Origin of the sequence: Pseudomonas sp. NEEL19, from assembly GCF_028751975.1 — a bacterium.
In the GTDB taxonomy this organism is placed as follows: Bacteria; Pseudomonadota; Gammaproteobacteria; order Pseudomonadales; family Pseudomonadaceae; genus Aquipseudomonas; species Aquipseudomonas juntendi.
In genome coordinates, this window is record NZ_CP081491.1 from 2,587,890 (window position 1) to 2,602,529 (window position 14,640).

At 67.8% G+C, this 14,640-nt stretch carries 1 protein-coding gene (cut by a window edge); it reads left to right on the plus strand.

Annotated features, from left to right (window positions below):
* Window positions 1-14,640, plus strand: the 5' portion of a protein-coding gene (locus tag K4A76_RS11570; RefSeq protein WP_274412222.1) for a non-ribosomal peptide synthase/polyketide synthase. It continues 7,923 nt past the right edge of the window; 14,640 of the gene's 22,563 nt are visible here — the first part of the coding sequence; its start codon is at window positions 1-3; the stop codon falls past the right edge of the window.

A 14,640-nucleotide genomic window follows, 5' to 3' on the forward strand; every position in this document is an offset into this window, starting at 1 on the left:
ATGCACTTCAGCGAACTGATGGCAGCTCTTTCCACCCGTGCAATTCGACTCCAGCGTGAAGACCATGACCTGATCGTCCTCGGTGACGACGAAACCCTGGACGATCATTTGTGGGAGGCGCTGTCACGGCACAAGCCGGCCTTGCTGGAGATGCTTGCCGAACAGGATGACGACTGGCTCAGCCCGGCCTTTCGCATCACCCCCGACATGCTGCCACTGGTAACCCTGGACCAGGCCGCCATCGACCGCATTGTCGAGCAGGTGCCGGGCGGTGCTGCCAACGTGCAGGACATCTACCCGCTGGCACCGTTGCAGCAGGGCATGCTTTACCACCACCTGGCCGCCAGCGAGGGCGACCCGTACCTGTCGCAGGTGCAACTGCATTTTGCCAGCAAGGAGCACCTGGAGGCCTTTGCCCAGGCGCTGCAATGGGTCATCCAGCGGCACGACATTCTGCGTACCGCCGTGCACTGGGAGTACCTGGACAACCCGGTACAGGTGGTCTGGCGTGAAGCTGCACTGGTCCGCGAGGCCTTGCCGCTGGCCGGCAGCCACGCACTGGCCAGCCTGTGCCAGCGCTTCGACCCGCGTCACTACCGGCTCGACCTGCGCCAGGCGCCGTTGATGCAACTGGTGCATGCCCAGGGCGAGGGCGAGCAATGGGTCGCGCTGCTGATGTTCCACCACGTGATCATGGACCACACCGCGCTGGACATCGTGCGCCGCGAACTGCAGGCCCACCTTGCCGGCACCTGTGCGCAGCTACCGCCACCCATGCCGTTTCGCAATGTGCTGGCGGCAGCGCGCCAGGCTCTCGACGAACAGGCCCATGAACGTTTCTTCGGTGAAATGCTGGGTGACATCGATGAGCCCACGCTCGCCTTCGGCCAGCAGGACAAGGTCGACCAGCCCCTGCAGCAGGCACGCCTGACCCTGGCGCCGGCGCTCAGCCAGCGCCTGCGTGCCCAGGCCCGGCAGTTGGGGGTGAGCCCGGCCAGCGTACTGCACCTGGGTTTCGCCCGGTTGATCGGCCAGCTCTCGGCACGCCAGGCCGTGGTGTTCGGCAGCGTGTTGCTGGGCCGCATGACCACCGGAGTTGGCGGCGAGCAGGCGCTGGGTATGTTCATCAATACCTTGCCGCTGCGCATCGACCTGGGCCAGCACAGCGTGCGCGACGGGCTGCTGGCCACCCATCGCCGGCTCAGCGCCTTGCTCGGCCATGAGCAGGCATCGTTGGCGCTGGCCCAGCGTTGCAGCGGCGTGGCCGCACCGGCGCCGCTGTTCAACAGCATGCTCAATTACCGCCACAGTGACGCGGGCGACGCGGCCGAGATCATACCGGTTGCCCCCGGCATCGATATTGTCGGCGCCGAAGAACGTACCGATTATCCGCTGACCGTCAGTGTCGATGACCTGGGTGAGGACCTGCGCCTGACGGTGCAGAGCCTGCCCCAATGGCATGCGCCGCGCCTGTGCGCGCAGTTCGAACAGGTGCTGGCCAGCCTGGTGGAGGCTTTGGAACAGGCACCGGGCACGCCGTTGCAAGCGCTGGCCGTGTTGCCGGCCGAGGAGCGCGAGCAGGTGCTGCAACGGTTCAACGACAGCGCCCGGCACTACCCGCAGGGCAGCACCGTACATGCGCTGGTCGAGGCCCAGGCTGCCCATATACCCGACGCGCCGGCGCTGCTGCAGGCCGGCCAGGCGCTGAGCTACGGTGAACTCAATCGCCAGGCCAACCAGCTGGCCCACCAGTTGCGCGCGCGGGGTGTGCAACTGGGTGACCGGGTCGCCTTGTGCCTGCCGCGCAACGCCAGGCGGCTGGTGGGCATGCTTGGCGTGCTCAAGGCCGGTGCGGCCTACGTTCCGATTGACCCGGGTTACCCGGCCGCCCGCATTGCCTACCTGCTCGACGACAGCGCGCCGCTGCTGTTGCTGGCGGAAACCACCGTCAACGGCTTGCCCGGCGCTGTGCCGCGGCTGGACCTGGACCAGGCCGAGGCCTATGCCACCGACGACAGCAACCCCCAGGTGCCGGGGCTGGATGCGCAGCAGCTGGCCTACCTGGTGTACACCTCCGGGTCCACCGGGCAACCCAAAGGGGTGATGGTCGAGCACCATGCCCTGGCCAACCTGGTGCACTGGCATTGCCAGGCGTTTGCCGTGGACAACGCCAGCCAGGCTTCGAGCCTTGCCGGTTTCGGCTTCGATGCCATGGCTTGGGAGGTGTGGCCAAGCCTGAGCGCCGGGGCCACCTTGCACCTGCCACCGGCACACATTGGCAACGAGCATGTCGACGAACTGCTCGACTGGTGGCTGCAGCAGCCGCTGACGGTCAGCTTCCTGCCTACGCCGGTGGCCGAGCAGGCCTTGCGCCGTGAGCATCAGCACCCCACCTTGCGCACCCTGCTGGTCGGTGGTGACCGCCTGCGCCAGTTCGACCGCGACCCAGGCTTTGCCGTGGTCAACAACTACGGCCCGACCGAGACTACCGTCGTGGCCACCTCGGGGCTGCTCAGCCCAGGTAATGCACTGCACATCGGCCGGCCGACTGCCAACACCCGGCTCTATGTGCTCGACCAGGGCCTGCAACCTGTGCCCGTGGGCGTCGCCGGCGAGCTGTACATCGGCGGTGCGCAAGTGGCGCGTGGCTACTTCAACCGCCCAGCATTGACCGAAGAGCGCTTCCTGGCCGACCCGTTCAGCTCCCAGGCCAATGCCCGCATGTACCGCAGCGGCGACCTGGTGCGCTGGAACAGCGATGGCACCCTTGACTACCTCGGGCGCAACGACGACCAGGTGAAGATCCGCGGCGTGCGGGTCGAACTGGGTGAAGTCGAAGCCGCCCTCGCGGCGCAACCGGGCGTAGACGCGGCCGTGGTGCTGGTGCGGGGCGAACGGCTGCTGGCCTGGTACACCGAAACCACCCCGTTGGACCCGCACACCCTGCGCGAGGCGCTGCGCGCCTGCCTGCCTGCACACATGCTGCCGGTGGCGTTCACCCGCCTGGCCGAACTGCCGTTGACCAGCCACGGCAAGCTTGACCGCCGCGCGCTCCCGGAACCGGCCACTGGCGAACTGTTCGGCCAGCAATACGAGGCGCCGCAAGGCGCTACCGAAACGGCCATGGCGCAGGTCTGGGCCGAGGTGCTGGGTGTCGAGCGGGTGGGGCGGCACGACAACTTCTTCGAACTTGGCGGCCATTCGCTGCTGGCCGTTACGCTGGTCGAGCGGTTGCGTGGCGCAGGGATGGTCATTGATGTACGGGTGCTGTTTGCCCAACCGACCGTGCTGGCGTTGGCTGCTGTCGTGGGGGCCGGTGCGGAAATCGCCGTGCCCGCCAATCGCGTCCCGCCGGGCGCCGAGCGCATCACCCCGGGCATGCTCAGCCTGGTCGAGCTGGAGCAGACGGTCATCGACCAAGTGGTTGCCAGCGTGCCGGGCGGCGCCGCCAACGTGCAGGAAATCTACCCCCTGGCACCACTGCAGCAGGGGGTGCTGTACCACCACCTGAGCGCGGAGCAAGGCGACCCCTACCTGCTGCAGACGCGCCTGGCATTCGACAGCGTGGAGCGCTTGCTGGCCTGGGCCGGGGCGTTGCAACAGGTGATCGACCGCCACGACATCCTGCGCACGGCCGTGCTCTGGCAGGGCCTGCCGCAGCCCCTGCAGGTGGTATGGCGCGAGGCACTGCTGGGTGTTCATGAAGTCGATGACCTGCCCGAGCAGCCCGGCGTGGCCCGTATCGACCAGTTGCACGCGCGCTTTGACGCCCGCCACCACCGCATGGACCTGGGCCAGGCCCCGCTGACCCGCTTGTACTACAGCCTCGACCCGGCCAACCAGCAAGTGGTGGCGGTACTGCTGTTCCATCACCTCACCCTCGACCACACCGCCATGGACGTGGTGGCCCGTGAAATGCGGGCGCTGCTGTTCGGCCAGGGCCACAGCCTGCCGCCGCCGGTGCCGTACCGCAACTATGTGGCCCAGGCTTGCCTGGGCGACCAGGGCGGGCATGAAGCGTTCTTCCGTGACATGCTGGCCGACGTCGAGGAGCCGACCTTGCCGTTGGGCCATGCCGACGTGCAGGGCGACGGCCGTGCTGTGCAGAGTGCCACGCAAGCCCTCGACGCTGGGCTGGCCGGGCGTTTGCGCAGCCAGGCCCGGCAGCTGGGGGTCAGCGCCGCAAGCCTGATGCACCTGGCCTGGGCCCGTGTGCTCGGCGTGCTGGCCAACCGCGACGACGTGGTCTTCGGCACCGTGCTGATGGGCCGCCTGCAAGGGGGCGAGGGCGCCGACCGCGCCCTGGGCATGTTCATCAATACCTTGCCGCTACGGGTCGACACGCGGCAGCCAGTCGCCAGCGCCGTGCGCGCCGCCCACCGCAGCCTGGCAGCGCTACTGGCCCATGAGCACGCACCGCTGGCCTTGGCCCAGCGCTGCAGCGGCGTGCCCGCTTCAGCGCCGTTGTTCAGCGCCTTGCTCAATTATCGGCACAGTGCCGACGATGCGCCGCGTGAAGGCGAGGGCATATGGGAGGGAGTGCGGCTGCTGGGTGGCGAGGAGCGCAGCAACTACCCCTTGACCCTCAGCGTCAACGACCTGGGCCAGGGGTTCACGTTCAGCGTTCTGGCTGTGCCTGGCATTGGCGCCGCGCGGGTGGCGGCCTGGATGTGCAACGCCGTCGCCGAACTGGTCCAGGCCCTGGAGCTCAGCCAGGGCACCCCACTGAACGGCCTGTCCATCCTCGACGAAGACGCCCGTCAGCAGTTGCTCGGCCGCTTCAACGCCACCGCGCAAGCCTTCCCCCCGGCGACCACGGTGCATGCGTTGATCGAGGCCCAGGCCGCCCGCACGCCAGACGCCAGCGCAGTAAGCCAGGGTGAGGAAACGCTCAGTTACGGCGATCTGAACCGGCGTGCCAACCAGCTGGCGCACCAGCTGATCGCCATGGGCGTGCAGTGTGGTGACCGCGTTGCACTGTGCCTCGGGCGCCACTGCGAACGCATTGTCGGCCTGTTGGCGGTGCTCAAGGCCGGCGCGGCGTACGTGCCGGTAGACCCGGGGTACCCAGCCGAGCGCATTGCCTACCTGCTGGCCGACAGTGCCCCACGGTTGGTACTGGCCGACACGCAAACCACCGGGCTGGCGACCGCTATTCCTCGGCTCGACCTGGATTCGCCAGCGGCTTACCACAGCCTCAGCGACAACCCACAAGTACCTGGGCTGGGTGCCCAGCAACTGGCCTACCTGGTCTACACCTCGGGCTCCACCGGCCAACCCAAAGGCGTGATGGTCGAGCACCACACCCTGCTCAACCTCGTGCACTGGCACTGCCAGGCATTTGCCGTGCAGCCCGGTACCCGTACCTCGAGCGTGGCCGGCTTCGGTTTTGACGCCATGGCCTGGGAGGTCTGGCCGGCCTTGTGCGCCGGGGCCACCCTGCACCTGCCGCCGGCAGCGGTCGGCAACGAGCACGTGGAGGAACTGCTGGACTGGTGGCAGCAACAGCCCTTGGCGGTGAGCTTCCTGCCCACCCCGGTGGCCGAGCAGGCATTGCGTCGCCCGGTACAGCACCCGACCTTGCGTACCTTGCTGGTGGGTGGCGACCGCCTGCGCCAGTTCGACCGCGACCCTGGCTTTGCCGTGGTCAACAACTACGGCCCCACCGAAACCACCGTGGTCGCGACTTCGGGGGCCTTGCAGCCCGGTGCGGCGCTGCACATCGGCAAACCCGTCGCCAATACCCGGGTGTATGTGCTGGATGAGCGCCGGCAACCGGTGCCTGCCGGTGTGGTTGGCGAGCTGTACATTGGCGGCGCGCAGGTTGCACGGGGTTATTTCAACCGCCCTGAGCTGACCCAACAGCGCTTCCTGGCCGACCCGTTCAGCCGCCTGCCGGGCGCGCGGATGTACCGAAGCGGTGACCTGGTGCGGTGGAATACCGACGGGACGCTGGACTATCTGGGCCGCAATGACGACCAGGTGAAGGTCCGCGGTGTGCGCGTGGAGCTGGGCGAGATCGAGGCCGCGCTGGCTGCCCAGCCGGGCGTGCGTGATGCGGTGGTGCTGGTCCGCGACGAACGCCTGCTGGCCTGGTTCACCGCAAGCGCCGCTGTGACGGTCGACCACCTGCGCCAGGCCTTGCAAGCCTGCCTGCCGGCCTACATGGTGCCGCAGGCGCTGATGCGCCTGGAAACACTGCCGCTCACCCCCCATGGCAAGCTCGACCGCCGCGCGCTGCCCGACCCGGACACTACCGACCTGGTCGGGCACGGCTACGAAGCCCCTGTGGGCGAGACCGAAGTCGCCATGGCGGCCATATGGGCGCATGTGCTGGGTGTCGACCGGGTAGGGCGCCACGATAACTTCTTCGAGCTGGGTGGCCACTCGCTGTTGGCGGTGAGCCTCATCGAGCGCTTGCGCCAACAAGGCCTGCCAACCGATGTGCGGGTGCTGTTTGGCCAGCCCACGGTCGCCTCGCTGGCATCTGCCATAGGCCAGAACCGGCAAGTGGCCGTTCCGGAAAACCGTATTGCGCCTGGCTGCACACAGCTCACCCCGGACATGCTGCCGTTGCTGACCCTGGACCAGGCGTCGCTGGAGCGCATTGTTGCAGCGGTACCTGGCGGCGCCGCCAATGTGCAGGATATCTACCCATTGGCGCCGTTGCAGGAAGGTATTCTCTACCACCACCTGAGTGCGACCGGCGAAGACCCCTACCTGCTGCAATGGCCGATCCGCTTTGACAGCCTGGCCCGCCTGCAAGCCTTTGCCGGCGCCCTGGACAAGGTCATCGCCCGCCACGATGTGCTGCGCACCGCCGTGCTCTGGGACAGCCTGGCACAGCCGGTCCAGGTGGTGCTGCGCACGGTCGCCCCGGTTGCCACAGGCGCGGCCACCCGCACCGCCTTTGACCTGAGCCAGGCCCCGCTGATCCGCCTGCACTATCACGGCGCAGAGGGCCCCATCGAAGCCACTTTGCTGTTCCACCATATCGCGCTCGACCACACCGCCATGAAAGCGGTGCTGGCTGAAATTCGCGACCACCTGCACGGCCTGCAACCCACGCAGGCCCCGGTGCCTTACCGCAACTACGTGGCTCAGGCACGCCTGGCCGTCAGCGAGGCTGACCACGAGGCGTTCTTCCGCGCGCAACTGGCCGATATCGACGAACCTACCTTGCCCTATGGGCTGACCGACTTGCAGCTCCAGGCCAGCCAGTTCGAACAGGCCAGCGTGGCCCTGCAACCGGCTGCGTACCAGCGCCTGCGCAGCCAGGCGCGCCAGCTGGGTGTCAGTGCTGCAAGCCTGTTGCACCTGGCCTGGGCACGGCTGGTGGCGGGCACCAGTGGCAAGTCCAGCGTGGTATTCGGCACCGTCCTGCTGGGCCGCCTGCAGGGTGGGGCCGGTGCCGATCGCGGCCTTGGCATGTTCATCAACACCTTGCCCCTGCGCCTCGACCTGCAGGGCCTGGATGTGCGCGAAGGGGTGCGCCAGGCCCACCAACGGCTGGCGGCACTGCTGGTGCATGAGCACGCGGCGTTGGCGTTGGCCCAGCGTTGCAGCGGCGTGGCCGCGCCCACACCGCTGTTCAGCGCCATGCTCAACTACCGCCATGGCGCCACGGCCAGCGAGCTGCAGGCACATGAGCAAGCGCTGGAAGGCGTGGAGGTATTACCCCCGCGCGGGCATGGCAACTACCCGATCAGCATGAACATCGATGACCTGGGTGACGGCCTGCGCATCAGTGCGCAGGTCACCGCGCAGGTCGGTGCGCAACGCCTGTGCGAACAGATGCAACAGGTGCTGGTCGGCCTGCTGGACGCGCTGGAGCACGCGCCGGGCACGCCGGTGCAACAGTTGTGCGTGCTCAGCGCGGCGGAGCGCGCACAGCTGCTGCAACGCCCTGCGCCACAGCCGCATGACCTTGAGCAGCCGCTGCACCACCTGTTCGAGGCCCAGGTCCGCCGTACCCCCGATGCCGTTGCGCTGGTGGCCGAAGAAGGCGAAATCAGTTACCGCCAGCTCGACGAACAGGCCAACCGCCTGGCCCACCACCTGGTCGGGCTAGGGGCCCAACCCGATGCCAGGGTGGCGATCTGTGTCGAGCGTGGGCTGAACATGGTGGTTGGCCTGCTGGCCATTCTCAAAGCCGGCGCTGCCTATGTGCCGGTCGACCCAGGTTACCCCGCCGAGCGTATTCGCCATATGCTGGCCGACAGCGCACCGCTGGCCGTGCTGGTACACGGTGCCACGCGCGACATCGCTGGCACCCTGGACCTGCCATGGGTCGACCTGGACCAGCCGTGCTGGCAGCAGCAACCGATCAGCAACCCGCGCATCCCCGGACTGGGCGCCCGGCACCTGGCCTATGTGATCTACACCTCGGGCTCCACTGGCGTGCCCAAGGGGGTGATGGTCGAGCACCGCAACGTGGTCAACCTGGTGCACTGGAGCCGCCGCTTGTGCCCACACGTGGGCGAGGGCGGTGTGCTGCACAAGACCCCGGTCAGCTTCGATGCTTCGGTCTGGGAGCTGTTCTGGCCGCTGTGCAGCGGCTTGCGCCTGGTGCTGGCGCGCCCGGATGGCCAGCGCGACCCGGCTTACCTGGTGCAGCGGGTGCAGGCGCAGGCGGTGGCGGTGGTCCAGTTCGTGCCGGCCTTGCTGCAACAGTTCATCGAGCAGCCCGAGAGCCGCCACTGCAACAGCCTGACCGACATCGTGTGTGGCGGCGGTGAGCTGAGCGCAGCGCTGGCGGCCCAAGTGCGCCAGCGCTTGCCGCAGGTGCGCCTGCATAACGTCTACGGCCCTACCGAAACCACGGTGGACTGCAGCGCCTGGACCTTGCAGCCAGATGCCGCGCTCCCTCAAGGCAGCCTGCCCATCGGCCAGGCGATCGACAATACCTGGCTCTGCGTGCTCGACAGCGACGACCAACTGGTGCCGTATGGTGTGGCCGGGCAGCTGCACATTGGCGGCGCCGGGGTAACGCGGGGTTACCTGGGGCTGCCTGAGCAGCAGGCGCAGCGCTTCATCGCCAGCCCGTTCGTCGAAGGTGAGCGCCTGTACCGCAGTGGTGATCTGGTGCGCCTGAACCAGGACGGCAACCTGGTATTCCTTGGCCGTTGCGACGAGCAGATCAAGCTGCGTGGGTTGCGCATCGAGCCGGGCGAGATCGAAGCCTGCCTTGCACAACTCGCCGACGTGCGCGAGGCCGTTGTGCTCGCGGTGGACGACGTGCGCCTGGTCGCCTACTACACGGGTACGGAACAGCCGGTCGATGACCTGCGCCAGGCATTGCTGGCCCGGCTGCCCGAGTACATGGTGCCGGCCCAGTACATCCACCTTGAACAGCTACCCCTGACCCCCAACGGCAAGCTTGACCGCAAGGCACTGCCAGCGGCCGATACGGCCTTGCAAAGGCGACCTTACGAGGCCCCTGTGGGCCACACCGAGGCCTTGCTGGCGCGGTTGTGGCGCGAGCTGCTGGAGGTTGAGCAGGTGGGTAGGCACGACAACTTCTTCGAGCTGGGTGGGCACTCGCTGCTGGCCGTGAGCCTGACCGCGCGCTTGCGCCTGGAAGGTTTGCAGGTCGATGTGCGGACCTTGTTCGGCCAGCCGACCATTGCCGCACTGGCCTCCACGCTCGGTGCCGAGCAAGGTGTGGAAGTGCCGGAAAACCGAATTCCATCCGGTTGCACGCAGATCACCCCGCAGCTGCTCAGCCTGATCGACCTCGACCAGCCTGCCATCGACGCTATTGTCGCCAAGGTGCCAGGCGGCGCCGCCAACGTGCAGGACATCTACCCGTTGGCGCCGTTGCAGGAGGGGATTCTCTATCATCACCTGAGTGCCGAGCACGACCCCTACGTGCTGTTCTCCAAGCTACGCTTCGCCAGCCGTGAACGCTTGCACGCGTTCGCCAGCGCGCTGGACGCGGTCATCGCCCGGCACGATGTGCTGCGCACGGCCATTCTTTGGGAGGGCCTGCCGCAACCGGTGCAAGTGGTCTTGCGGGCCGTCGCACCGGTTGCGCAGTCAGGCGGCGACAACAGCCCATCCAGCACTGAATTCGACCTGAGCCAGGCGCCGCTGTTGCGCCTGCTGTACACCGACGCCGACGGCCCGATCGAGGCCACCTTGCAGTTCCACCACATCGTGCTCGACCACACGGCGCTCGACGTGGTTGGCGAAGAGCTCAGTGCCCACCTGCAGGGCGCTGCGGCCCCGGCCCATGCCCCTGTGCCGTACCGCAACTACGTAGCCCAGGCGCGCCTGGGCATCAGCCAGGCCGGGCACGAGGCGTTCTTCCGTGGGCAGCTCGCTGATATCGACGAGCCAACCCTGCCGTTCGGCCTGAGTGACGTGCAAGGCGATGGCCGCGACATCCACGAGGCCAAGTTGCCCCTTTCTGCCGACCTGGCCGGCCGCTTGCGCCACCAGGCGCGGCAGTTGGGCATCAGCGTGGCCAGCCTGTTCCACCTGGCCTGGGCGCGTTTGCTGGCCGCGGCCAGTGGCAAGCCCAGCGTAGTGTTCGGTACCGTGTTGCTGGGGCGTCTGCAGGGCGGCGAGGGTGCCGAGCGCGCGCTTGGGATGTTCATCAACACCCTGCCACTGCGCATCGACCTCGCCGGCGTCAGCCTGCGCGAGGCGGCCCATGCCACCCACCAGTCGCTCAGTGGCCTGCTGGCCCACGAGCATGCCTCGCTGGCCCTGGCGCAACGTTGCAGTGGCGTCGCCGCGCCGCTGCCGCTGTTCAGCGCCATGCTCAACTACCGCCACGGTGCCCAGCCCGACACGGCGCAGCGCCAGGGCTGGGACGGCATCGAGGTGCTGCAGGGACAGGAGCGTACCAACTACCCATTGAGCTTGAACGTGGATGACCTGGGCGAAGGCTTCCGCCTGGTGGCCATGACCACTGCCGGCGTTGGCGCTGCGCGTATCTGCGGGCAAATGGAGCAAGTGTTGCAGGCCATGGTGCAGGCCCTGGAGCATGAACCGGCACTGGCGTTGCAGCGCTTGCCGGTGCTGCAGGCCGAGGAACGCCAGCGGGTGCTGGCCGGGTTCAATGACACAGCCGTCGCCTACGACCTCGGGCAGACCTTGCACGGCCTGATCGAGGCGCAGGTTCGGCGCACCCCCGAGGCGCTGGCGGTCAGGGCCGAGGAGGGCGAGCTGACCTACGACCAGCTCAACCAGCAGGCCAACTGCCTGGCGCACCACTTGATCGGCTTGGGGGTCAAACCGGACGATCGCGTGGCCATCTGCGTCGAACGCGGCTTGTCGATGGTGGTGGGGCTGCTGGCCATTCTCAAGGCCGGTGGCGCTTATGTGCCGGTGGACCCGGATTACCCGGCCGAGCGCGTGCGGCACATGCTGACCGACAGCGCGCCGGTGGCGGTGCTGGTGCATGCGGCTACCCGGCACGTGCCGGAAGCGGGTCTGCTCATTGATCTGGACCAGCCGAGCTGGGCGGATCAGCCTGTGGTTGACCCGGTTGTAGCAGGGCTGAATGCCCGGCACCTGGCCTACGTGATCTACACCTCCGGTTCGACCGGGCTGCCGAAAGGCGTGATGAACGAGCACGCGGGTGTCGTCAACCGCCTGCTGTGGATGCAGGACGCTTACGGCCTGGATGCGGCCGACGTGGTGCTGCAGAAAACCCCGTTCAGTTTTGACGTGTCGGTGTGGGAATTCCTCTGGCCGTTGCAGACCGGTGCACGGCTGGTCATGGCCCGCCCCGGTGGGCACCGTGACCCCGAATACCTACGCGAGGTGATCACCCGCGAGCACGTCACCACCCTGCATTTCGTACCCTCGATGCTCGACGTGTTCCTGTCCTCGACAGCCCCTGTCGCCGGGGCTGCTACGCAGGCCCCTGTGGGAGCGGCCTCGTGTCGCGAAAGGGCCGCACAGCGGCCCCAGGATTTCCAAGCAGACATCATTACCGCCGGGACAGCCGCGCAGCCCGATCACAACACAATGCCGCGCCTACCCTTGATACGTGTGATCTGCTCCGGTGAGGCGTTGCCGGGGAATCTGGTACGGCGTTTCCACGCTCAGCTGCCAACCGTCGAGCTGCACAACCTCTACGGCCCGACCGAAGCCGCGGTGGATGTCAGCGCCTGGCACTGCACCACCTCCCCGGACAACACCCCGATCGGCAAACCCATCGCCAACACCACCCTGTACATCCTCGACGACCAGCAGCAACCAGTGCCCCAGGGGGTAGCCGGCGAGCTCTACATCGGCGGCGTGCAGGTGGCCCGGGGCTACCTCAACCGTGCCGAACTCACCGCCGAGCGCTTCATCGACGACCCGTTCGTACCCGGCGCACGCCTGTACCGCACCGGTGACCTGGCACGCCACCTGCCCGACGGCAACATCGAATACCTCGGCCGCAACGACGACCAGGTCAAACTGCGTGGCCTGCGCATCGAACTGGGTGAAATCCAGGCCGGCCTCACGGCCATCGAAGGCGTCAAGGAGGCGGTGGTGCTGGCCCACGACCAGCGCCTGGTTGCCTACTACACTGGCGACGCACAACCGGTGGACACCCTGCGCAGCGCATTGCTCACCCATCTGCCCGAATTCATGGTGCCGGCACAGTTCATGCACCTGCAGGCCCTGCCGCTGAGCCCCAACGGCAAGCTCGACCGCAAGGCTCTGCCAGCCCCCGGCCCCCTCCAGGACCGCCCGTTCGAGGCCCCGCAAGGCGACACCGAACACCTGCTGGCGGCCCTGTGGGCCGAGCTGCTGGGCGTAGAGCGGGTAGGGCGGCATGACAACTTCTTCGAACTGGGCGGGCACTCGCTGTTGGCCGTCAGCCTGACCGCGCGCCTGCGTGCCCAAGGCCTGCACGCCGATATCCGCGTGTTGTTCGGCCAACCCACCCTGGCTGCGCTCGCCGCGGCGCTGGGCGCTGACACACGCGTGGCGGTGCCGGCCAACCGTATTGTCCGGGGGACCACGGCGATCACCCCGGCCATGCTGCCGCTGGCCGACCTGTCGCAGGCGGCCATCGACACCCTGGTCGCGCAGGTGCCCGGCGGTATCCAGAACATTCAGGACATCTACGGCCTGGCGCCGTTGCAGCAGGGCATTCTCTACCACCACCTGGCCAGCGACGGCGCCGACCCGTATGTGTTGCAAGCGCGCTTCGCCTTCCCTGGCCAAGCCGAACTGGACGCTTTTGCCGCCGCCCTCGACCAGGTCATTGCCCGCCACGACATCTTGCGCACCAGCATTCACTGGCAAACCCTGGAAGAACCGGTGCAAGTGGTCTGGCATACGGTGCCGTCGCTTGCCGCCAGCATGCACTGCGCACCCGCCTGCACGGGTATCGGCCTTGGCCAGGCCCCGCTGGTGCGGCTGTTGCCCGAGCAGACCGACACGGGCCTGCAAGCCACGTTGCTGATCCACCACATCATCCTTGACCACGCCGCCGTCGAGCAGTTGGTGGCGGAAATCACGGCTGTGCTGCAGGGCCGCCCGCTCGCCGAGGCCAGCGTGCCTTACCGCAATTATGTGGCCCAGGCGCGCCTGGGCGCCGATCCCCAAGCCGATGAAGCATTGTTCCGCGAACTGCTGGGCGACATCGATGAGCCCACCCTGGTCTACGGCCTGCACGATGCGCACGGTGACACCCGTGACGTACACGACAGCCGCCTGACCGTGGATGCCGCACTGTGCGGGCGCTTGCGCGAGCAGGCGCGGCACTTGGGCGTGAGCGTCGCCAGCCTGATGCACCAGGCCTGGGCGCAAGTACTGGCGCAGTTGTCCGGCCGCGAAGAGGTGGTGTTCGGCACGGTGCTGCTGGGCCGCCTGCAGGGCGGCGAAGGTGCCGAACGGGCGCTGGGCATGTTCATCAACACCTTGCCCCTGCGCGTCAGCGTCGGTGCCGCAGGCACTGCCGAGGGCGTGCGCCTTACCCACCAGCGCCTGGCGCGGCTGCTGGCCCACGAACAGGCGTCGCTGGCCCTGGCCCAGCGCTGCAGCGGCGTGCCGGCGACCCAGGCGCTGTTCACCAGCCTGCTGAACTACCGTCACAGCGCCCCCGCCAAGGTCGAACTGCGCCAGGCATGGCAGGGCATCGAGCAGATCGCAGCCCACGAGCGCAGCAACTACCCACTGGTGGTGAACATCGATGACCTGGGCGAAGGCCTGGTGCTCACCGTGCAGGCGGTGTCGCAGGTAGACGGCGGGCAGGTGTGCCGCCTGCTGGCGACCGCCCTGGCGCAACTGGCCGATGCCTTGCAACAGGCCCCGGCCACGCCGTTGCATACGCTCAGCCAATTGGCGCCCGGCGAACGCGAACTGCTGCTGCAAGGCTTCAACGCCACCCGCCGAGACTACCCGCACGAGCATGCGCTGCACCAACTGGTCGGTACCCACGCCGCCCTTACGCCACAGGCGACCGCCGTGGTGCACGGGCAGCGCCAGTGGTCCTACCAGCAACTGGATGAGCATGCCAACCGGCTGGCTCACCACCTGCTCAGCCTGGGCGTAAACCCGGGTGAGCGGGTGGCACTGTTGCTGCCGCGCAGCTTCGACCTGCTCGCCGCGCAATTGGCCGTGAGCAAATGCGCTGCGGTATTCGTGCCGCTGGACAGCAATGCCCCGGTTGAACGCCAGGCGTTC